We start from the raw sequence: 20,439 nt of genomic DNA, 5'->3' as shown, positions 1-20,439 counted from the left end.
GACAGATGAAACGACTGCTGCTGATACTGGCCCTGGCGGCCAGCGCATCCACTGCGATGGGACAAGACATGGCCAATGGCGCGAACAACTTCTACAAGAGCGACACGCTGACCGCGGAAAAGGTCTCCTTCCGCAACCAGTACCGGATGACGATCGTGGGCAACCTGTTCGTGCCCAAGCAGCGCAAGGGCGGCGTCCGTTATCCGGCGATCATCGTCGGACACCCGATGGGCGCGGTGAAGGAGCAGAGTTCGAACCTCTATGCGCAGAAGCTGGCCGAGCAGGGCTTCGTTACCCTGGCGATCGACCAGTCGTTCTGGGGCGAGAGCCAGGGCCAGCCACGCAACGCGGTGCTGCCGGACCTCTATGCCGAGGCGTTCAGCGCGGCGGTGGATTATCTCGGCAGCCAGGCGTTCGTGGACCGCGAGCGCATCGGCGTGCTCGGCATCTGCGGCAGCGGCAGCTTCGTCATCAGCGCGGCCAAGATCGACCCGCGCATGAAGGCCATCGCTACCGTGAGCATGTACGACATGGGCGCCGCCAACCGCGATGGGTTGAATCACGCGCAGACCCTCGAGCAACGCAAGCAGATCATCGCCGCCGCGGCGCGACAGCGCGACGTGGAATTCAGCGGCGGGAAGGCCGAGTACACCGGCGGCACGGTGCATGCGCTCGATGCGCGGACGCATCCGATCCAGCGCGAGTTCTACGACTTCTACCGAACCGCACGCGGCGAGTTCACCCCGGCGGGCTCTTCGCCTGCGCTCACCACGCATCCGACTCTGACCAGCAACGTCAAGTTCATGAACTTCTATCCGTTCGCCGACATCGAGACCATCGCGCCGCGGCCGATGTTGTTCATCGCCGGCGACCAGGCGCACTCGAAGGAGTTCAGCGAGGAAGCGTTCCGCCTGGCGGGGCAGCCGAAGGAGTTGTACTGGGTGAAGGGCGCCGGCCACGTGGATCTCTACGACCGCACCGACCTGATCCCGTTCGACAAGCTGACATCCTTCTTCAAGCAGCACCTGGGCGCGCCGTGAGCGCACGCATGACGAATCGCCCGCGCCATCCGGCGCTGCCGCCGACCGCACTCAGGCATGCAACTGGCCGCTGCCGCCACGGCGCAGCGCGGTGAGTGCGCCGCTGCAGGCAAGTGCAGGACCCGGGCCGCGCGACGCCACGCCGCAGCCTGCGCACTGGGGCGGCGTGTGCGCGATGACGCTGTGCGTGTTCGCGCTGATCGCGTCGGAGTTCATGCCGGTCAGCCTGCTGACGCCGATGGCCGCCGATCTGCGTGTCAGCCAAGGCCTGGCCGGCTACGGCATCGCCATCTCCGGTGCGTTCGCGGTGCTCACCAGCCTGTCCATTCCCGCCTTGGCCGGCGCCATGGACCGCAAGCGCCTGTTACTGGCGCTGACCGGGCTGATGGCGGTGTCCGGCGCGGTGGTCGCGCTGGCCCCGAACTATCCGACCTACATGGCCGGCCGCGCGCTCATCGGCGTGGTGATCGGCGGCTTCTGGTCCATGTCGGCCGCGACCGCGATGCGCCTGGTGCCGCCCGCGCAGGTACCGCGTGCTCTGGCCATCTTCAATGGCGGCAACGCGTTGGCCACGGTGGTCGCGGCCCCGCTCGGAAGCTACCTGGGCGCGGTGATCGGCTGGCGCGGCGCGTTCCTGTGCCTGGTGCCGGTGGCGGCGCTCGCGTTCGCCTGGCAGTGGGCCAGCCTGCCGGCCATGGCCGCGGCGCGCGCGGCAGGCGCGCGCAACGTGTTCGTGTTGCTTCGGCACCGAGCGGTCGCCTTGGGCATGGCGGCCTGCGCTGCGTTCTTCATGGGGCAGTTCGCGTTGTTCACCTACGTGCGCCCGTTCCTGGAAACCGTGACGCTGGCGAACGTGCCCACGCTGTCGCTGCTTCTGCTCGGAATCGGTGTGGCCGGTCTCGTCGGTACCACGCTCGTCGGCGTCGCGCTCGAGCGCGGCCTGTATCGCACCTTGATCGCGATTCCGCTGCTGATGGCGGCGATCGCCTTGCTGCTGATTGCATTCGGCGCGCGCGTCGCTGCCGTGGCCGCATTGCTGGGACTGTGGGGATTGCTGGCCACCGCTGCGCCGGTGGGATGGTGGAACTGGATCGCGCGGGTGCTGCCCGGCAACGCCGAGGCCGGCGGCGGCTTGATGGTGGCGGTGATCCAGTTGGCCATCGCCCTGGGTTCGACCATCGGCGGCATGCTGTTCGATCGCAATGGCTACGCGGCGACCTTCGTGGCCAGCGCCGCGCTGCTGCTGCTCGCGGCCGCGCTGACCTGGCGCGCATCGCGCGCGAACGCGGCGCGCGGCGCATGAGCCGGCGCGTTCGCCGCAGGTCGGCGCCATGGCCATGACCCGGCAACCAGACGATGGCGAGGCGAGGCCCGGCGCGCAGCGGCCCGTCGCCGGCAACGGCGCCGGGCATCGCAGGCGACGCTGGGCGCTGCGCTGGCCGATACTGCTGGTCGGCTTGCCGGCACTCGGCGCTTTTGCGGCCGGCATGCGCGCGGAGGCGGCGCCGCCCGCGGCCGCCGCGGCATCCATCACTCCGGAGGACGCACGCATGTGGATGACCGTCGGCGATCGCCGTTTCGCCATCGCCTTGGCCGACAACACGGCCGCCCGCGCGTTCGCCGCGCAGTTGCCGCTGGTGCTGGACATGGCCGAACTCAACGGCAACGAGAAACACGCCGAACTGCCGCAGCCGCTGCCGGCGGCTCCGCGCCGGCCAGGCACGATCCATGCCGGCGACCTGATGCTCTACGGCGCGCAGACGCTGGTCGTGTTCTATGCGAGCTTCGGTTCCGCCTATTCCTACACGCGGCTGGGACGTGTCGACGACCCGACTGCGCTGGCGCAGGCACTGGGCCGGGGCGACGTCCGGGTCGCATTCACCAACGACTAGCGGACGCCCCGCGTTCACCGCCGCAGGCCTCGCGCCGCCAGCGCCAGCCGCGTCCGCAGGGGTTTGCCGCAGACACAAAAAAACCCGGAAAACTGACGTTTTCCAGGCTTCTTGTGACCGTAAAACTGGTCGGGGAGACAGGATTCGAACCTGCGACCTCTACGTCCCGAACGTAGCGCTCTACCAGACTGAGCTACACCCCGAAGGAGCCGCACATGATACGGGGGTCACCCGCATTCGGCAAGATCCTTTGCGAAAAAATTTCAGTCGGCGGCGTCGGCGGCGGCGCCCTCGCGCGCCTCGAACCACATGCCGTTGAGGATGGCGGCGGTGGAGGCCAGGCCGACACCGAGAATCCAGGCGAAGTACCACATGCTGCAATCTCCTATGCGAATGGGTTGAACGCGCTCAGTACGCGTTGGGGTTGTCGTCCATCGACGCGGCGCTGACCTTGCCCTTCAGCACCCGGTACACCCAGGTGGTGTAGCCGATGATGATCGGCAGGAACAGCGCAGTAGCCAGCAGCATGATCCACAGGGTCAGGCGGCTGCTCGAGGCGTCCCACACGGTCAGGCTGGAGCCGGGCTGGCTGGAGGAGGGCAGCAGGAACGGGAAGATCGCAAAGCCGACGGTGAGGATGATGCCGGCGATGGCCGCGCCCGAGGCGAGGAAGGCCAGCCCGCCGCGGCGCTTGTGCAGCAGCACCGCGCTGAGCAGCAGGCCGAGCAGGCCGGCCACCGGCGCCAGTGCGGTCAGCGGCATCGACTGATAGTTGTGCATCCAGCCACCGACCTCGCCGAGCACCGCGGTCTTCAGCAGCGGGTTGGTGGCGCCGTCGGTGACCGCTTGCGAGGTCACGTCATAGCCGGGCAGGCCCAGCGCCACCCACACGCCGCCGGCGGCGAACAGCGCGCACGCCACCAGCGCCGCCACGCTGCCGTAGCGGGCCGCGCGCTCGGCTACCGGGCCGTCGGTCTTCAGCACCAGCATCGCCGCGCCGTGCGCCACCAGCATGCTCACGCTGAGCAGGCCGGCGAGCAGCGCGAACGGCATCAGCAGGCCGAAGAACGTGCCGGTGTAGAACACCCGCAGGGTGTCGTCGAAGTGGAACGGCACGCCCAGCACCACGTTGCCCACCGCCACGCCCATGATCAGCGCCGGGATGAAGCCGCCGACGAACAGCGCCCAGTCCCAGCCGTTGCGCCAGCGCTGGCTGGGCAGTTTGCCGCGGAACTTGAACCCGACCGGGCGCAGGATCAGCGCGAACAGGATCACGAACATCGCCAGGTAGAAACCGGAGAAGCTGACCGCGTACAGCGGCGGCCAGGCGGCGAAGATCGCGCCGCCGCCGAGCACCAGCCAGACCTGGTTGCCTTCCCAGACCGGGCCGATGGTGTTGACCACCAGCCGGCGTTCGGCGTCGTTCCTGGCCACGAACGGCAGCAGCGCGCCGACGCCCAGGTCGAAACCGTCCATCACCGCGAAACCGATCAGCAGGATGCCGAGCAGCAGCCACCAGATCAGGCGCAGCGTGGTGTAGTCCAATGCAATGAAGTCCATCGTCATTCTCCTGCCGGGATCAGAGTTGACCGGCGGCCGCGGTGGCGGCAAGGGGCGCGGCGGGGCGCGGGGTCGGCTGCAGCAGCGCGGGCAGGTGGTCCGGGCCCTTGCGGATCGCCTTGAGCATCAGCTTGATCTCGATGACCAGCAGCACGGTGTAGATCGCCACGAAGCCGGCCAGGGTGATCAGGATCTCGTGCAGGGCCAGGCCGGAGGCGGCGTAGAACGTCGGCAGCACGCCTTCCACCGCCCACGGCTGGCGGCCGTACTCGGCGACGAACCAGCCGCATTCGATCGCGATCCACGGCGCCGGCAGGGACCACAGCGCCAGCTTCAGGAACCAGCGCTTGTCCTCGAAGTTGTGCTTGCACGAGAACCACATCGCGGCGATGAAGAACGCAATCAGGTAGAAGCCCAGGCCGGCCATGACCCGGAATGTCCAGAACAGCGGCAGCACGCGCGGCACGGTGTCCAGCGCGGCCTTGGAGATTTCTTCCGGCGTGGCGTTGAGGATGTCGTCGCGATAGCGCTTGAGCAGCAGGCCGTGGCCCAGATCCTGCCAGTGGCGGTCGAACACCTCACGCGCCTGCACGTCGTTGCGGTCGGCCTTGAGCCGTTCCAGCGCACCGTAGGCGATCTGGCCGCCGCGGATGCGGTGCTCGGCACGCCCGACCAGTTCCAGGATGCCGGGAATCGGCGTGTTCAGCGAGCGCGTGGCGACCAGGCCCATCAGGTACGGCACCTTGATCGCGTAGTCGTTCTTGCCGGTGGCCTGGTTGGGAATGCCGAAGGCGGTGAAGTCGGCCGGGGCCTGTTCGGTCTCCCACATCGCCTCGATCGCGGCCAGCTTCATCTTCTGGTGTTCGTTGGCGGCATAGCCGCTCTCGTCGCCGAGCACCACCACCGACAGCGAGGACGCCAGGCCGAACGCGGCGGCCACCGCGAACGAGCGCCGCGCGATGTCGCGGTGCGTGCCGCGCAGCAGGAACAGCGCGCTGATCGACATCACGAACACCGCGCCGGTCACGTAGCCGGCGCTGACCGTGTGCACGAACTTGGCCTGCGCCACCGGGTTGAACACCACCGCCATGAAGTCGACCACTTCCATGCGCATCGTGTCCGGGTTGAACACCGCGCCGGTAGGGTTCTGCATCCAGCCGTTGGCGATCAGGATCCACACCGCCGACAGGTTGGTGCCCAGCGCCATCAGCCAGGTCACCATCAGGTGCTTGACCGGCGAGAGCTTGTTCCAGCCGAAGAAGAACAGGCCGATGAAGGTGGCTTCCAGGAAGAACGCCATCAGCCCTTCGATCGCCAGCGGCGCGCCGAAGATATCGCCGACGTAGTGGCTGTAGTAGGACCAGTTCATGCCGAACTGGAACTCCATGACGATGCCGGTAGCCACGCCCATCGCGAAGTTGATGCCGAACAGCACGCCCCAGAACAGCGCCATGCGCCGCCAGACTTCCTTGCGGGTCATGACGAACACGCTCTCCATGATCGCGATCATGAAGGACAGGCCGAGGGTGAGCGGGACGAACAGGAAGTGGTACATGGCGGTCATGGCGAACTGCAGCCGCGACAGCTCTACGACAGTGGTGTCGATCATGGCTGTGCTACCTCGTGGGGAATGTGCATCTGGGTGGCCGGGTGGCGGTAGGTTGAGGGCGATGTTCCGCTTCCGCCGCGCGCGGGGCCTTGATCCAGATCAATGCCCTTGCCGGCCGCGATCGGCATCGTGGCGGCACGCGGCGGTCCCCATCCGGATGCCGCCTTACAATGGCGGCCCGTTCGCCGCGCAGAGTCCGTTTTGACCGATCCCGCCGAGTCGTCCGCCGCATCGCCTGCCGAGTCGCCGCACCTGCGGCAGCAACGCGTGCGCTGGCTGGCGTCGCTGGCCAGCGCGGCGCGTGGGCGGCAACGGCTGGCCGCGGCCGCGATCAGCCTGTCCGGGGCGCTGCTGATCGTGCAGGCCGGCGCCATCGCCTGGCTGCTGCAGGCCTTGCTGGTGGAGGGTAGTGAACTGCCGCAGGCGCTGCCCGCGTTCGCCGTCCTGGCGCTGGTGCTGGTCGTGCGCGCGCTGCTCGGCGCCTGCGCGCAGCGCGCCGCCGGCGATGTCGCCGATGCGGCGAAGTTCGAACTGCGCCGGCGCGTGTACCGGCGCCTGCTGCAGCGCGGCCCGCTGTGGCTGCGCGGCCAGCGCAATGGTGAACTGGGCGAATTGCTGCTGGCCCACGGTGACGCGCTGGACGGCTACTACGCCGGCTACCAGCCGGCGCGGCTGGAAGTGAGCGTGGTGCCGTTGCTGATCCTGCTGGCGGTCGGCTGGAGCGACTGGGTGGTGGGCTTGCTGCTGCTGTTCACCGCGCCGCTGGTGCCGATCTTCATGATGCTGGTCGGTTGGGGCGCCGAAGCGGCCGGGCGCCGCCAGCTGCGCGAGCTGGCGCGGATGGGCGGGCATTTCGCCGACCGGCTCAAGGGCCTGGGCCTGCTGCGCCTGTACGGCCGCGGCGAGGACGAACTGCGCGGCATCGCCGCCGCCGCCGAGGGCGTGCGCGAACGGACCCTGAAAGTGCTGCGCATCGCCTTCCTGTCTTCGACCGTGCTCGAGTTCTTCGCCTCGGTCAGCGTGGCGATGGTGGCGATGTACCTGGGCCTGAGCTACCTGGGCATGATCGCGCTGCACGCGGCGGTGCCGACCCTGGGCGTGGGCGTGTTCTGCCTGCTGCTGGCCCCGGAGTTCTATGCGCCGCTGCGGCGCCTGGCCGCGCACTACCACGACCGCGCCAACGCGCTGGCGGCGGCGGCCGAGGTGGAGCGGTTGCTTGGCGCGTTGCCGGATGCGGCGGCAGCGCTGGCGCCGTCTGTGTCGTCGCCGGCCGTTGCCGCGCCGGCGCTCTCGTCGCTGGCGCCGCCGTTGTCTGTGCCACCTGCGCCCGCGATGCCGTCAGCGCCTGATGGATCCGCAGTGCCGTCGCCTGCAGCACCGCCGACGCCTGCGGTGCCTGCAACGCTCGCACTACCTGAAAAGCCTTCAGTCCCCGCAGTGCCCATGGCGCTGGCGACGCCGGCAGCGCCCGCGCAGCCTCTGTTGCGCGCCGAAGGACTGACGCTGCGCCCACAAGGCGCGCGCTGCGACGCGCTGCAGGATCTGTCCTTCAGCCTGCAGCCCGGCCAGCGCCTGGCCCTGGTCGGACCTAGCGGCAGCGGCAAGAGCACGCTGCTCGAAGCGCTGGCCGGCTGGCTACCGCCGCGCGCCGGCAGCCTGCAAATGCGTCCCGGATTGCGCGTCGGCTACGCCGGGCAGCGCCCGTACCTGTTTCATGGCAGCATCGCCGACAACCTGCGCCTGGCCGCTCCGTGGGCCAGCGCCGCGCAGCTGCACGCCGCGGCCGAGGCGGCGCAGGTCATGCGCTTCGCCGCGCATCTGCCGCTGGGCCTGGAGACCGTGATCGGCGAGCGCGGCTTCGGCCTGTCCGGCGGCGAGGCGCGGCGCATCGGCCTGGCGCGGCTGCTGCTGCGCGATCCCGAACTGTTGCTGCTCGACGAACCCACCGCCTTCCTCGACCCGGACACCGAAACCGAACTGCTGCGCACCCTGGCCGCCTTCAGCCACGGCCGCAGCGTGATCGTCGCCACCCACAGCGAGGCCGCGATGCGTTGGGCCGACTGCGTGCTGCGATTGCCGGCGCGCGCAGCGATGGACGACGCGATCGGAGCGGCGCCATGAGCGGCCCCATGCGCGACGACGACCTGCGCAGCGTGTTCGGCCGCCACCTCGGCCGCCTGCTGCTGACCGCGCTGCTGCTGTTGTGCACGATGCTGGCCGGGGTCGGCCTGCTCGGCCTGTCCGGCGGCTTCCTGACCGCCGCGGCGCTGGCCGGCGTGGCCGGCATGGGCAGCGGCTTCAACTTCTTTTCGCCCTCGGCCGGCATCCGTGCCTTGACCTTCGCGCGCATCGCTTCGCGCTACGGCGAAAAGCTGGTCGGCCACGACGCCACCTTGCGCATCGCCCGCGACCTGCGCGTGTGGTTCTTCCGCCGCGCGCTGCCGTTGGCGCCGGCCAAACTCGGCGCCAGCCGCACCGGCGAGCTGCTGGCGCGCCTGATGTCGGATATCGGCGAGGTCGATGGCCTAGTGGTCCGCGCGTTGGCGCCGCTGGCGGCGTTGTTGGGTATCGGCGTGGCCGGCGTGGCCGCGGCGGCCGCGATCTACTGGCCGGCGGCGCTGCTGTTGGCGATGCTGGCCGTGGCGATCGGCGCCGGCGTGCCGTGGCTGGTCGCGCGCGGCGGCCGCGTGCGCGAGCAGCGCCGCGCGCAGCAGCGCGAGATGCTACGCACGCTGGCCTACGAAGGCCTGGAAGGCGCCGCCGACCTGGCCGCGCTGGACGCGCAGGCCGACTGGATCGCGCGCGTGGACGCCAGCGCGCACGACCTACGCGCGCAGGACCGCCAGCAGCGGCAGCGCCTGATCGGCGGCAATGCGCTGCACGCGCTGTGCGCCGCGCTGGGCTTGCTGGCGATGCTGTGGATCGCGCTGGGCGCGGCGCGCGCCGATCTGATCGGCGCCGAGCAGGCGGCCGGATTGATCTTCCTCACCGTGGCCCTGCTCGAAGTCTGGGCCGGTGCCGGCCTGGCCTGGCAGGCGCTGCAATCCGGCCGCGTCGCCGCGCAGCGGCTGCAGGCCATCGCCGGCCAGAGCGCGCCGGTGGCCGACGCCGCACAGCCGCAACCGCTGCCCGATGTCGGCGACGTGCAGTTCGACGGCGTGGTCTTCGCCTGGCCCGGCGAAACCAGGAATGTGCTCGACGGCATCGACCTGCATATCGCCCCAGGCGAGCGCGTCGCCATCTGCGGCGACAGCGGCAGCGGCAAGACCACGTTGTCGGCGCTGCTGCTGCGCTTGTGGGATCCGCAGCAGGGTAGCGTCCGTTATGCCGGCGTGAACCTGCGCGAGCTGGCCCAGGCGCAATGGCACCAGCGCATCGCCTGGCTGCCGCAGGGCGCGCCGGTGTTCGCCGGCAGCGTGCGCGACAACCTGCGCCTGGGCGCGGCCGACGCCGACGCCGACGACGCCACGCTGCAGCGCGCGCTCGCCGACGTGCGCCTGGACGCGTGGCTGCACGAGGTCGGCGGCCTGGACGCCTGGCTGGGCGAGAACGGCGCGACCATGTCGGCAGGCCAGGCGCGACGCTTGGCCCTGGCCCGCGCGCTGCTGCGCAACGCGCCGCTGCTGGTGCTGGACGAGCCCACCGAGGGCCTGGACGTGGACACGGCGCAGGCCTTGCTGCGCGACCTGACCAGCGCGCTCGGGAAGCGCAGCCTGCTGCTGATCAGTCACGACGCGCTGCCCGATGGCGTGGTGCACGCGCGTTATCAGTTACAGCAGGGGCGGCTCGTGCCGCTGAACTGAGCCGCACCGGTAGCGTGTCGGGTCAGTTAGCCATTGGTGCCGTCTGCGGCGAACGCAGCGCACAGGCATGCGCCGCGCCAGGCGCACACGGGCCGTGCCGCGGCGCGGATCACGCGCTCAGCAAATTGCGCAACGCCTGCGCGTCCGCCGCCAGCAGCAGCCAGGCCAGCGCGAACAGGTTGAGCAGCACCGCGGCCCAGAACACGAACTGAAAGCTGGTCTTGCGCGATTTATGCCGAAACTGGCCCTGCGCGAACAGCGCGCCTGGCCAGCCGCCGGCCAGCGCCAGCAATTGCAGCGTCGCCTCCGGGGTCCGCCACTGGCCGCGCTGTGCCGCCGATTTGTCGATGCCATACAACAGCAACGCGGCGGCGCTGCAGCCCAGGTAGCAGACCGCCAGCCACCACGGCACGCGCCCGCTCGCTGCGGCGCCGACGATGGCCAGCAAGGCGCCGGCACCGAGCCAGCGTCGCGGCAGCCAGGGCGCGGCATGCGCCGCCCCGCGGCGTGCGCCCGGCACTGTGGCGCGAACCGCGTGGATACGCACGGCGGACACGCGCCCACGCGCATCGGTCGCGGTTTCGTAGGTGATCGCATCGCCGTCGCGCGGCCGCCGACCCCCGCGCCGCTCGAACGCCTGGATATGCACGAATGAGCGCGTGCCGCCGCCGTTGGGAACGACAAAGCCGAAACCGCTAGCGTCGTTCCAATCGCTCAGGCGTCCTTGATAGCGCACCGTACGGGCATCGCGCGTGTCGCGGCTCAGCATTGCGCCAGGAACGCGCGCACCGCCGGGCCGAAACGCGCGAAATCGACCAGGAACGCATCGTGTCCCTGCGGCGAGTCCAGGCCCAGGAACTGCGCGTCGGCGCCGCCGGCGCGCAGGCCGTCGGCGATCTGCTGCTGTTGCTGCACCGGGAACAGGATGTCGGTGTTGGCGCCGATCGCCAGCGCGCGTTCGATGCGGATCGTCGCCAGCCCGGCAAGCACGTGGCCGCCGGCGTATTCGGCCAGGTCGAACCAGTCCATCGAACGGCTCAGGTACAGGTAGCAGTTCGGGTCGAAGCGGCGCACGAAGCGTCGCGCATGGCCTTCCAGGTAGCTTTCGACCTGGAATTCCAGGCCGAACGGATCCTCGTCGGCCTGGTCCGAATCCAGCCGCACGCGGCCGAAGCGGCCATCCCATTCCAGCGCCGAGCGGTAGGTGATGACGCCCAGCTTGCGCGCCATGCGCATGCCCGACTCCGGATAGGTGGCCTCGTCGTAGTCGCCGCCGTTCCAGTTCGGATCCAGGCGGATCGCCTCGCGCTGCAGCGAGCGGATCGCGATCGAGAACGGCAATGCCTGCGCGCTGCCGGAGATGTTGATGTGGCTGCGCGCCAGCCCCGGGTGTTGGCGCAGCAGCGCCAGCGCGGTCATGCCGCCCATCGAGTTGCCGATCACGCACGCCAGCCGCTCGATGCCCAGCGCGCGCACCACGTGCGCGGCGGCATCGGCCACGTCTTCGATCGACAGCTCGGGGAAGCGCAGGCGATATGGCTGCGCGTCGTCCGGATTCGGCGAGGCCGGGCCGGTCGAGCCCTTGCAGCTGCCCAGCGAATTCACGCAGATCACGAACCAGCGCTGCGTGTCGATCGGCTTGCCGGCGCCGAGCATCGCCTCCCACCAGCCGGGGCTGGGATCGTCGGCATGCGCGGCGGCGTGCGCGTCCGGCGACAGCCCGGTGACGATCAGGATCGCGTTGCCGCGGTCCGCGGCCAGCGTGCCCCAGGTCTCGTAGGCGACGCGCGCATCGCGCAGCTGGCCGCCGCGCTTCATCGGGAACGGCGAGGGCAGGGCGAGGAAGCGGCTGCCGGGAGGGATGAATTCGGTCATGCGCCGATTCTAGCCGTGCCGCGGCGGCCGCGGCGTGCGTGCGGCGTGGCGAAGGACGGTGCGGAGGCGACGCGCGCGAGGTCGATGCTCTTGTAGGAGCGGCTTCAGCCGTGACATGGGCGCCGGAAGGATGTCGGCTGCGGAAAATTGCTGTCGCGGCTGAAGCCGCTCCTACAGGGACGCCGAGCTATGGCTTGCCGAGCACCAACTCCACTGGCGTCGCCGTCGGCAGCGTTACCGTCACCGGTGCCGATTCCAGGTCGCCTTCCTGGCGCATCGCGTTGCCGCTGTTCGAGAGCCGCGCCAGCACCTGCACCTGCTTGAGCTGCGACAGCTTCTGCGTCGGCATCGGGCTGTCGCCGTCGCTCAGGGTCACGCGCAGCGGCAGCGATTGCAGCGGATGCTTCTGCACCGCGACCGGCATCTGCGGGCCGCCGGGCACGCGCGCGATCACGAATACACTGGCGTCGCCGCGCAGGCGCACGCGTGCGGCGAAGTCCGGGTCCAGCGACACCGCAACGGTGAGCGTGCCGGCAGTGGCGGGTGCAGACGAAGCGGCAGGGTTCTGCGCGGCTGTTGCGCTTGCCGCAGCCGTCGCCGCTGCGCCTGGTGCGGCGGCCGGCAGCGCCGGCAAGCCGGCATCGGCACGTGCCGCGTCGATCTGCGGGCGCAGCGCGGCGGCGGTGGCGGCATCCACGCGCGGCAGCAGCGCTTCCCAGGTCGCGGCGGCCTCGGCGTGCTGGCCGCGCTGGCGCTGCGCGATGCCCAGGAACCAGGCGGCGCGCTCGTTGTTCGGTTCGACCTGCAAGGCATGCTGCAGCCAGGCGACGCCTTGCGCATCGAACTGCCGCTGCGGCGTGGCCAGCGCGCGCGCTTCGGCCGCCTGCACCAGCCATTGCGCTTCATCCGGCGCCAGCTGCACCGCGCGTGCGAACGCGGCGGCGGCTTCGTTGGGGCGGCCCAGCGACATCTGCGAACGCGCCAGCAGCGCCCAGCCTTCGGCGCGGCCGGGATCCTTGGCCAGCGCCGCCTGCAACTGCGCCACGCCGTCTTCCAGGTTGCGCGGCGCTTCGCGGTTCTGCGCCTGCAGCGCGCGTGGCGTGCCGACCAGCGCATACAGCGCGGCGGCCGCCACGCCCAGCGCCAGCACCGCGACCGCGAGCAGCGGCGCGCCGCCGCGGCTGCGCCGCAACGGCCACAGCACCGCGCCGAACACGAGCGCGGCCAGGACCGCCGCGGCGGCATGCATGCCCCAGCTCAGCATCGCCTCACCATTCCTGTTCCTCCTGCGCCGGCGGCGCAGCGGCGGCCGGCGCGCGACGGCGCACCACCCAGACCACGAGCAGCGCACCGGCGCCGAGCAGCAGCAACGGCCCGAACCACAGCAGCCAGGTGCGCGCTTCCACCTGCGGCCGGTACAGCACGAACTCGCCGTAGCGATCGACCAGGAAGCGCTTGATCTCCGCGTCCGAACGCCCCTGCTGCATCAGTTGCAGCACTTCGCGGCGCAGGTCCAGCGCGATCTGCGCATGCGAGTCGGCCAGCGACTGGTTCTGGCATTGCACGCAGCGCAGTTCGGCGGTCAGCGCATGGAAGCGCGCTTCCTCGGCCGCCGAACGGTAGGCCAGCGGGGTCTGATCGGCCACCGGCTGCGCGCCAGCGTGCCCGGCGCACGCCAGCAACATCAGCAGCAGCGCGAGCCAACGGCGCGTCACGGTGCGGCCCGGCCCTGCTTGGCGGCCGGCGCGTCGCGCTCGGCCTGCAGCAGCGCCGGCAGCAGTTCGTCCTGCACGATCTGGTCGGTCAATGCGCCCGAATGCTTCCAGCGCACCACGCCGTGCGCGTCGACCAGGAAGGTCTCCGGCGCCGCGGCCACGCCCCAGTCGATCGCGGTGCGTCCTTCCGGATCGAACAGCACCACGAAGAACGGATTGCCCAACTGCTCCAGCCAGTGCAGCGCGTCTTCGCGAGTGTCCTTCCAGTCGTAGCCGATCACCCGCACGCGCTTGGTCAGCGCGAAGCGGGTCAGCACCGGATGTTCCTCGCGGCAGGTGGCGCACCAGCTGCCCCACACGTTTAGCACGTACGGCGCGCCGCGCAGTTCGGCGCTGCGCACGCGGATCGACGCATCGTGCAGCACCGGTAGTTCAAACGCCGGCGCCGGCTTGCCGATCAGCGCCGACGGCAGCGCATCGCGATCGGCCACTCCGGAACGCTGCACCGCATAGAACATCAGCGCCAGCAGGCCGAGGAAGAACAGGGTGCCGAGCACGATGGCAGCGAGCGGCAGGCGGCGTGGAGCGGGAGCGGACATCAGGATTTCTCCGGGGAACGACGGAAGCGCCGGTCGCCGGCGGTGACGAAGCCACCCAGCGCCATCAGCGCCGCGCCGAGCCAGATCCAGCGAACGAACGGTTTGACATGCAGGCGCATCGCCCAGGCGTTGCCGCCCAGCGGTTCGCCCAGGGCGATATAGACGTCGCCGAACAGGCCGGGATGGATGCCGGCCTCACTCAGGCTCTGCCCACCGCTGGCGTAGACGCGCTTTTCCGGATGCAGCAGCGCCAGCGGGCGGTCGTCGCGCAGCACCTGCACGTGCGCGCGTTCGGACACGTAGTTGGGGCCGCGGATCTCGTCCAGGCTCTGGAACTCGAAGCGGTAGCGGCCCATCTGCAGGCTCTGCCCCGGCGCCAGCGCCACTTCGCGTTGCTGGTCCAGCGCTTCCACCAGCAGCGCGCCGGTCAGGAACACGGCGATGCCGGCATGCGCCAGGGTCATGCCCAGCATCTCGGCGGTGAAGCGGCTGCCCTTGAGCTGGAAGCGGCTCCACACGAAACGCGCGGTGCCCAGCAGCACCCAGGCCGCGCCGGCCACGCCAGCGGCGGTCTTCCATGGTCCCTGCGGCGCCAGGAAGAAACCGAGCACGCCGGCCAGCAGCGCAAGCCCGGCCCACGGCGCCAGCAGCGCCAGCGGCCGCGACGGCTGTTCGCGCTGCCAGCGGGTCAGCGGGCCGAACGGCAGCAGCGCCACCAGCGGTGCCATCAGCACCAAGAACAGGGTGCCGAAGTAGGGCGGGCCGACCGACAGCTTGCCCAGTCCCAGCGCGTCGGCCAGCAGCGGATACAGCGTGCCCAGCAGCACCATCGCGCAGGCGCAGGTCAGCAGCAGGTTGTTGGCCAGCAGCAGGGTCTCGCGCGAGGACGCGGCGAAGCGCTGGCGTTCGTCGCCGGCGCTGGCGCCGACGCGCCCGCCGCGCAGCGCGTACAGCAGCAGCGCGCCGCCGCACACCAGGCTCAGGAACACCAGGATGAACAGGCCGCGGCCGGGATCGGCGGCGAACGAGTGCACGCTGGTCAGCACGCCCGAACGCACCAGGAACGTGCCCAGCAGCGACAGCGAGAACGCGGCGATCGCCAGCAGCAGCGTCCATGCGGTGAAGCTGCCGCGCTTTTCGGTCACCGCCTGCGAATGCAGCAGCGCCGCGCCGGCCAGCCACGGCATGAAGCTGGCGTTCTCCACCGGGTCCCAGAACCACCAGCCGCCCCAGCCCAGCTCGTAGTACGCCCACCAGCTGCCCAGCGCGATGCCGATGGTCAGGAAACCCCAGGCCACGTTGGTCCACGGCCGCGTCCAGCGCAGCCAGCGCGCATCGACATGGCCGTCGAGCAGCGCGGCGATGGCGAACGCGAACGGCACCGCGAAGCCGACGTAGCCGGCGTACAGCAGTGGCGGGTGGATCACCAGGCCCGGGTCCTGCAGCAGCGGATTGAGGTCGCGGCCTTCCAGCGGCGCCGGCAGCAGCCGCGCGAACGGATTGGAGGTGAACAGCAGGAACGCCAGGAATCCCAGGCTGACCAGCGCCAGCGTGCCGATCACCCGCGCCACCACCGGCGCCGGCAGGCTGCGCGAGAACAGCGCCACCGCGCCGGTCCACAGCGCCAGGATCAGCGTCCACAGCAGCAGCGAGCCTTCGTGCGCGCCCCATACCGCCGAATAGCGGTAGATCAGCGGCAGCAGCGAGTTGGAGTTCTCGGCCACGTAGGCCACCGAGAAATCCTGCACCAGGAACGCATGGGTCAGCACCGCGAAGGCGCCGGCGACCAGCGCCAGCTGCGCGAACGCGGCCGGCCGCGCCACCGCCATCCAGCGCGCGTCGCCGCGCTGCGCGCCGGCCAGCGGCACCGCCGCCTGCAGCAGCGCGGCGAGCAGGGCCAGGATCAGCAGGACTTGGCCGAGTTCAGGAAGCATGGGGCGTGCGCCGGGACTCGGGACCCGGGACTCGGGACTCGGAAAAGCCAATGCTCAGGCCGCGCGCGGTTTTGCTGTTACGCGTCCCGCGTCCCGAGTCCCGCGTCCCGCAAAAAACTCCAGTCACCGCGCCGCCTCCGCCACATCGTGCTTGCGATGCGCACTGCCCATCTTCTCTTCCAGTTCCTTGGGCATGTAGGTCTCGTCGTGCTTGGCCAGCACGTCCTCGGCCACGAACACGCCGTCGTGCATGCGGCCGGTGGCCACCACCGCCTGGCCTTCGCGGAACAGGTCGGGCAGGATCCGGTCGTAGCTGACGGTCAGCTGCGCATCGCCGTCGGTGACCCGGAACCGCGCCAGCAGCGAACCGGGCGCGCGCTGGAACGAGCCTTTCTCGACCATGCCGCCGAGGCGGAAGCGCGCATGCTCGGCGGTCTTGCCGGCCAGCACTTCGGCCGGGGTGTACAGGTAGGCGGTGTTGCGCTGCAGGGCCATCGCCACCAGCGTGGTGGTCAGGCTGGCGGCCAGCACCAGCACCATCAACAGCAGCAGGCGGCGCTTGCGTTGCGGGGTCATCGGCTCAGGTCCAGCGTGGCCGGGTCGGGCTTGGGCTGCTGCTTGCGCTGCGCGCGCAGCCGCGCCGCGCGCAGGGCGCCGCGCAGTTGCAGCCGCGCCAGCACGAAGTCGGCCAGCAGCACGCCGACGAACACCGCGTAGGCGCCGATCACATAGGGCAGGTAGTTCATCCGCGCGCCTCCGCCAGTTTCGCCACCCAGTCCTTGCCGGCCTCGCGGCGCAGGTTGTCGGCGCGTGCGCGCGCCAGCAGCGAGCCGGCGAACCAGAACTTGGTCGCCGCCACCATCAGCCACAGCGGCGGCAGCATGCTCGGGTCCATGCTCGACTGGCCGAACAGGCGGATGGTCTGGCCTTGGTGCAGCGAGTTCCACCACACCACCGAATAGCGGATCACCGGCAGCAGCACCACGCCGACGATGGCCAGCAGCCCGGCCGCGCGCGCGGCGTTGCGGCGGTCCTCGATCGCCAGGTACAGGCCCATCACCCCGATGTACAGGAACAGCAGGATCAGCTCGGTGGTCAGGCGCGGGTCCCAGTCCCACCAGGCGCCCCACATCGGCTTGCCCCAGATGCTGCCGGTCAGCAGGGTGATCACGGTGAAGGCGGCGCCGATCGGCGCGCAGGCCATCGCCAGCACCTCGCACAGCTTGATCCGCCAGACCTGCGCGATCGCCGCGTACAGCGCCATCAGCCCGAACACGAACAGGCTCATCCAGGCGCTGGGCACGTGGATGTAGAGGATGCGGAAGGCGTCGCTCTGCAGGCGGTCGGCCGGCACCACGAACAGCGCCTGCCAGATCCCCAGCCCGCCCAGCAGCAGCGCGGCCAGATAGCACCACGGCGTCCAGCGCGCGGCGAAGCGGTCGAAGGCGGGGGGCGAACCGAGTTGGTGGAACCAGCGGACGACGGAGGACATGCGGTCGATTCTAGCGGGCGGGGGGCTTGCTACGGTGCGGCGACAGCGGTGCGACGATGGAGCAGGACAACACGATGGTACGGCCCGCGCCGCGCCGGCGCTGCGCCAAATGCGCTCAGCTCAACGAGATGCGGATCGCCGCCGCCGCCGCCAGCGGCGCCAGCACCAGGCCCAGCACCAGCCCGGCCGCCAGCAGCAGCAGGCCGCCGCTGGGATCCAGGCCCTGCGCCGCGGCCGCCACGCTGCCGGCGCCGAACACCAGCACCGGCACGTACAGCGGCAGCGCCAGCAGCGCGACCAGGATCCCGGCGCGCTTCATGCTCACCGTCAGCGCCGCCACCACCGCGCCGATCAGGCTCAGCAGCGGCGTGCCCAGCGCCAACGATGCCAGCAGCACCGGCATGCGGTCATGCGGCAGGTGCAGCAATTCGCCGAGCAGCGGGGTCGCCACGATCAGCGGCAGCGCGGTGGTCAGCCAGTGCAGCAGCACCCGCACCAGCACCAGCCAGGCCAGCGGCACCGGCGCCAGCAGCCACTGTTCCAGCGAGCCGTCCTCGGCGTCGCCGCGGAACAGGCTGTCCAGCGCCAGCAGTCCGGCCAGCAGCGCCGCCAGCCACAGCGCGGCGCCGGCGACCTCGCCGAGCAGGCGCGGCTGGTTGCCCAGCGCCAACGCGAACAGGGCCACGATCAGCAGCGCGAACAGCGCCGGCTGCAGCGCATCGCCGCGGCGCCGCCACAGCAGGCGCAGGTCGCGCAGCAACAGCGCGCGGGTGGCCTGCCACAACGAGGGCACCGGTGCGGCCAGGCTCATGCAGCCACCCCGCTCAGGCTCAGCATGCGCGTGCGCACCGGGGGCGCGGCGTAGGCGCCATGGGTGGTGACCAGCGCCGCACCGCCGCTGCGCAGGTGCGCGGCGATCATCCGGTTGACCAGGGTGATGCCGTCCAGGTCGAGGTTGGCGTAGGGCTCGTCGAGCAGCCACAGCGGCGCCGGCGACAGCCACACCCGGGCCAGCGCCAGGCGCTTCTTCTGCCCGGCCGACAGCTGCCGCACCAGGGTGTCCTCGTAGCCGGCCAGGCCGACGATGGCCAGCGCGCTGCCCGGCATCTGCTTGGCGCGGCGGCCCTGCAGGCCGCACAGGTAGTGCAGGTTCTCCAGGGTGCTCAGGTCCGCCTTCAGCGCACCCAGGTGGCCCAGGTAGGCCATGTAGCGCGCGCGGTCGCCGCGGCGCACCGGGCGGCCGTCGATCTCGATGCGACCGGCCTCCGCGCGCAGCAGCCCGACCAGCACCCGCAGCAGGGTGGTCTTGCCGGCGCCGTTGTCGCCTTGCACCAGCAGCGCCTCGCCCGCATCCAGATGGAAGTCCAGCGGGCCGAACACGGCGGCGTCGTCGCGGGCGAAGGTGAGCCCGTGCGCGGCCAGCAGCGGCGGCGGGGAATGCAGCGGATCGGTCATCGGCGGAGTGCCGCACCGGGACGGGCGCGGCGGCAGGCGGTGGGTGCGGGAGGCGCGCATTGTATCGGCATGCGGCCACCCGGCGCGGGCGCCGCCGCGGCGACTGCGGCGCCGGTGCCGCGGGGTTGCGCGAGGAACGCTGTTTTGCGCGGCGGCGACGCATCGCCGGCAAGCGGCTTTGCGTACACTCGACGCTTTCCCGCTCCCGTACCCGGACGCATGCACCCGCAGACCAAGCTGCCCAAGGTGGGCACCACCATCTTCACCGTGATGTCGCAACTGGCCGCCGAGCACGGCGCGGTCAACCTGGGCCAGGGCTTTCCCGACTTCGCCGCGCCGGCGCGGCTGATCGACACGCTGGCCCAGGCGATGCGCGAGGGCCACAACCAGTATCCGCCGATGACCGGGGTGCCGGTGCTGCGCCAGGCGATCGCCGGCAAGGCGTTGCGCTGCTACGGCGCGCAGGTCGATCCGGACACCGAAGTGACCGTGACCAGCGGCGCCACCGAGGCGCTGTTCAACGCCATCCATGCGGTGGTGCGGCCGGGCGAGGAAGTGATCGTGCTGGATCCGGCCTACGACAGCTACGAGCCGGCGATCGACCTGGCCGGCGCGCGCGCGGTGCACGTGCCGCTGGACCCGCAGAGCTTCGCGGTGGACTGGGAACAGGTGCGCGCGGCGATCACCCCGCGTACGCGGCTGCTTATCCTCAACAGCCCGCACAACCCGTCCGGCGCGATGCTCGGCGCCGACGACCTGCAGGCGGTCGCCGACCTGCTGCGCGGCAGCGACATCTTCCTGATCTCCGACGAGGTCTACGAGCACATCGTGTTCGACGGCCGCCGCCACGAATCGGTACTGCGCTGGCCGGAACTGCGCGAACGCGCCTTCGTCGTCTCCAGCTTCGGCAAGACCTACCACTGCACCGGCTGGAAGATCGGCTACGCGATCGCGCCGCCGGCGCTGAGCGCCGAATTCCGCAAGGTCCACCAGTACAACACCTTCACCAGCTTCGGCCCGGCCCAGTACGCCTTCGCCGCGATGATCCGCGACGAGCCCGAACACGACGAACAGCTCGGCGCGTTCTACCAGGCCAAGCGCGACCGCTTCCGCGAACAGCTGCTCACCACTAGGCTGAAGCCATTGCCGGTGCCGGGCGGCTACTTCCAGCTGGTCGACTATTCGGCCATCAGCGACCTGCCCGACACCGAGTTCGTGAAGTGGCTGACCATCGAGAAGGGCGTGGCCGCGATCCCGCTGTCGCCGTTCTACCAGACCCCGCCGCCTGGCCAGCGCCTGGCCCGGCTCTGCTTCGCCAAGAACGAAGCGACGCTGGATGCGGCGATCGAGCGGCTGCAGCGGCTCTGATGAGCCGCCGGGATTGGGGAGTCGGGATTGGGGATTCGTAGAAGCGGGGAGCCCGCTGATAAATCCAGCCCTCCGACCCCCAATCGAGTTCCGAATC

20 protein-coding genes and 1 tRNA gene are annotated in these 20,439 nt (G+C 70.6%); 6 read left to right on the top strand and 15 right to left on the bottom strand.

From position 1 onward, the window contains the following. The first annotated feature begins 5 nt into the window (after positions 1–5). The 3 genes from HEP74_RS12635 (at position 6) to HEP74_RS21935 (ending at position 2,932) form a co-directional block, all read left to right on the top strand. On the top strand, positions 6–1,040 hold the full coding sequence (locus HEP74_RS12635; protein WP_185813170.1) for an alpha/beta hydrolase: 1,035 nt from the start codon (positions 6–8) through the stop codon (positions 1,038–1,040). Positions 1,041–1,131: 91 nt separating this feature from the next. Beyond that, positions 1,132–2,343, top strand: coding sequence for an MFS transporter (locus tag HEP74_RS12630; RefSeq protein WP_255427733.1), 1,212 nt, complete (start codon positions 1,132–1,134; stop codon positions 2,341–2,343). 34 nt (positions 2,344–2,377) lie between these two features. Continuing rightward, positions 2,378–2,932 carry a cyclophilin-like fold protein gene (locus tag HEP74_RS21935; protein ID WP_255427732.1) on the top strand — a complete coding sequence of 185 codons (555 nt, stop codon included), beginning with the start codon at positions 2,378–2,380 and terminating at the stop codon, positions 2,930–2,932. Between the two features lie 126 nt (positions 2,933–3,058). Here HEP74_RS21935 and HEP74_RS12620 read toward each other — a convergent pair. The 4 genes from HEP74_RS12620 to HEP74_RS12605 form a co-directional block, all read right to left on the bottom strand. Beyond that, positions 3,059–3,135: transfer RNA gene (locus HEP74_RS12620), tRNA-Pro, on the bottom strand. 60 nt (positions 3,136–3,195) lie between these two features. Next, positions 3,196–3,306 (bottom strand): cytochrome bd-I oxidase subunit CydX, encoded by a 111-nt coding sequence (gene cydX / locus HEP74_RS12615; RefSeq protein WP_185813169.1) that lies wholly within the window; start codon positions 3,304–3,306, stop codon positions 3,196–3,198. 34 nt (positions 3,307–3,340) lie between these two features. After that, positions 3,341–4,492 carry a cytochrome d ubiquinol oxidase subunit II gene (gene cydB, locus HEP74_RS12610; RefSeq protein WP_185813168.1) on the bottom strand — a complete coding sequence of 384 codons (1,152 nt, stop codon included), beginning with the start codon at positions 4,490–4,492 and terminating at the stop codon, positions 3,341–3,343. A gap of 19 nt (positions 4,493–4,511) precedes the next feature. Further along, positions 4,512–6,101 (bottom strand): cytochrome ubiquinol oxidase subunit I, encoded by a 1,590-nt coding sequence (locus tag HEP74_RS12605; protein ID WP_185813167.1) that lies wholly within the window; start codon positions 6,099–6,101, stop codon positions 4,512–4,514. A gap of 201 nt (positions 6,102–6,302) precedes the next feature. On the opposite strand from HEP74_RS12605, the gene HEP74_RS22125 reads away from it, so the two are divergent. Together HEP74_RS22125 and cydC are read left to right on the top strand one after the other, a co-directional pair. Further along, entirely contained in the window at positions 6,303–8,222 is a 1,920-nt protein-coding gene (locus HEP74_RS22125) for an ABC transporter ATP-binding protein/permease (protein ID WP_185813166.1), read from the top strand. Then, positions 8,219–9,904, top strand: coding sequence for a thiol reductant ABC exporter subunit CydC (gene cydC, locus HEP74_RS12595; protein WP_255427731.1), 1,686 nt, complete (start codon positions 8,219–8,221; stop codon positions 9,902–9,904). Before HEP74_RS22125 ends, cydC begins: the two co-directional genes overlap by 4 nt. 109 nt (positions 9,905–10,013) lie before the next feature. On the opposite strand, the gene HEP74_RS12590 is transcribed toward cydC, so the two are convergent. The 11 genes from HEP74_RS12590 to ccmA form a co-directional block, all read right to left on the bottom strand. Then, the gene (locus tag HEP74_RS12590; RefSeq protein ID WP_185816613.1) at positions 10,014–10,640 is read right to left on the bottom strand and encodes a DUF1294 domain-containing protein; all 627 of its coding nucleotides are present in this window, start codon (positions 10,638–10,640) and stop codon (positions 10,014–10,016) included. A gap of 26 nt (positions 10,641–10,666) precedes the next feature. After that, positions 10,667–11,779 carry a homoserine O-acetyltransferase MetX gene (metX, locus tag HEP74_RS12585; RefSeq protein WP_185813165.1) on the bottom strand — a complete coding sequence of 371 codons (1,113 nt, stop codon included), beginning with the start codon at positions 11,777–11,779 and terminating at the stop codon, positions 10,667–10,669. Between the two features lie 187 nt (positions 11,780–11,966). Next, positions 11,967–13,043, bottom strand: coding sequence for a tetratricopeptide repeat protein (locus HEP74_RS12580; RefSeq protein WP_185813164.1), 1,077 nt, complete (start codon positions 13,041–13,043; stop codon positions 11,967–11,969). Positions 13,044–13,047: 4 nt separating this feature from the next. After that, positions 13,048–13,494 (bottom strand): cytochrome c-type biogenesis protein, encoded by a 447-nt coding sequence (locus tag HEP74_RS12575; RefSeq protein WP_185813163.1) that lies wholly within the window; start codon positions 13,492–13,494, stop codon positions 13,048–13,050. Further along, positions 13,491–14,093, bottom strand: coding sequence for a DsbE family thiol:disulfide interchange protein (locus HEP74_RS12570; protein WP_185813162.1), 603 nt, complete (start codon positions 14,091–14,093; stop codon positions 13,491–13,493). Before HEP74_RS12570 ends, HEP74_RS12575 begins: the two co-directional genes overlap by 4 nt. Continuing rightward, positions 14,093–16,027, bottom strand: a complete 1,935-nt coding sequence (locus tag HEP74_RS12565; RefSeq protein WP_185813161.1) for a heme lyase CcmF/NrfE family subunit — start codon at positions 16,025–16,027, stop codon at positions 14,093–14,095. The genes HEP74_RS12570 and HEP74_RS12565 overlap by 1 nt, the downstream gene beginning before the upstream one ends. A gap of 123 nt (positions 16,028–16,150) precedes the next feature. Continuing rightward, a complete protein-coding gene (gene ccmE / locus HEP74_RS12560; protein ID WP_185813160.1) occupies positions 16,151–16,603 on the bottom strand; it encodes a cytochrome c maturation protein CcmE in 453 nt (150 codons plus the stop codon). Continuing rightward, entirely contained in the window at positions 16,600–16,773 is a 174-nt protein-coding gene (ccmD, locus tag HEP74_RS12555; RefSeq protein WP_003474125.1) for a heme exporter protein CcmD, read from the bottom strand. Before ccmD ends, ccmE begins: the two co-directional genes overlap by 4 nt. Then, positions 16,770–17,519 (bottom strand): heme ABC transporter permease CcmC, encoded by a 750-nt coding sequence (gene ccmC, locus HEP74_RS12550; protein WP_179563971.1) that lies wholly within the window; start codon positions 17,517–17,519, stop codon positions 16,770–16,772. The genes ccmD and ccmC overlap by 4 nt, the downstream gene beginning before the upstream one ends. Positions 17,520–17,634: 115 nt before the next feature. After that, positions 17,635–18,330 (bottom strand): heme exporter protein CcmB, encoded by a 696-nt coding sequence (gene ccmB, locus HEP74_RS12545; protein WP_179563973.1) that lies wholly within the window; start codon positions 18,328–18,330, stop codon positions 17,635–17,637. Beyond that, positions 18,327–18,974: a heme ABC exporter ATP-binding protein CcmA gene (ccmA, locus tag HEP74_RS12540; protein ID WP_047324868.1), complete on the bottom strand. Its 648-nt coding sequence runs from the start codon at positions 18,972–18,974 to the stop codon at positions 18,327–18,329. Before ccmA ends, ccmB begins: the two co-directional genes overlap by 4 nt. 219 nt (positions 18,975–19,193) lie before the next feature. Between ccmA and HEP74_RS12535 the strand changes: the two genes are divergently transcribed. Further along, positions 19,194–20,342: a pyridoxal phosphate-dependent aminotransferase gene (locus HEP74_RS12535; protein ID WP_185813159.1), complete on the top strand. Its 1,149-nt coding sequence runs from the start codon at positions 19,194–19,196 to the stop codon at positions 20,340–20,342. Positions 20,343–20,439 lie beyond the last annotated feature (97 nt).

It is taken from the genome of Xanthomonas sp. SS (genome assembly GCF_014236835.1).
Classification (GTDB): domain Bacteria; phylum Pseudomonadota; class Gammaproteobacteria; order Xanthomonadales; family Xanthomonadaceae; genus Xanthomonas_A.
Note: the sequence above shows the minus strand (reverse complement) of the source record. Positions and strands in the feature narration are given on the sequence as shown.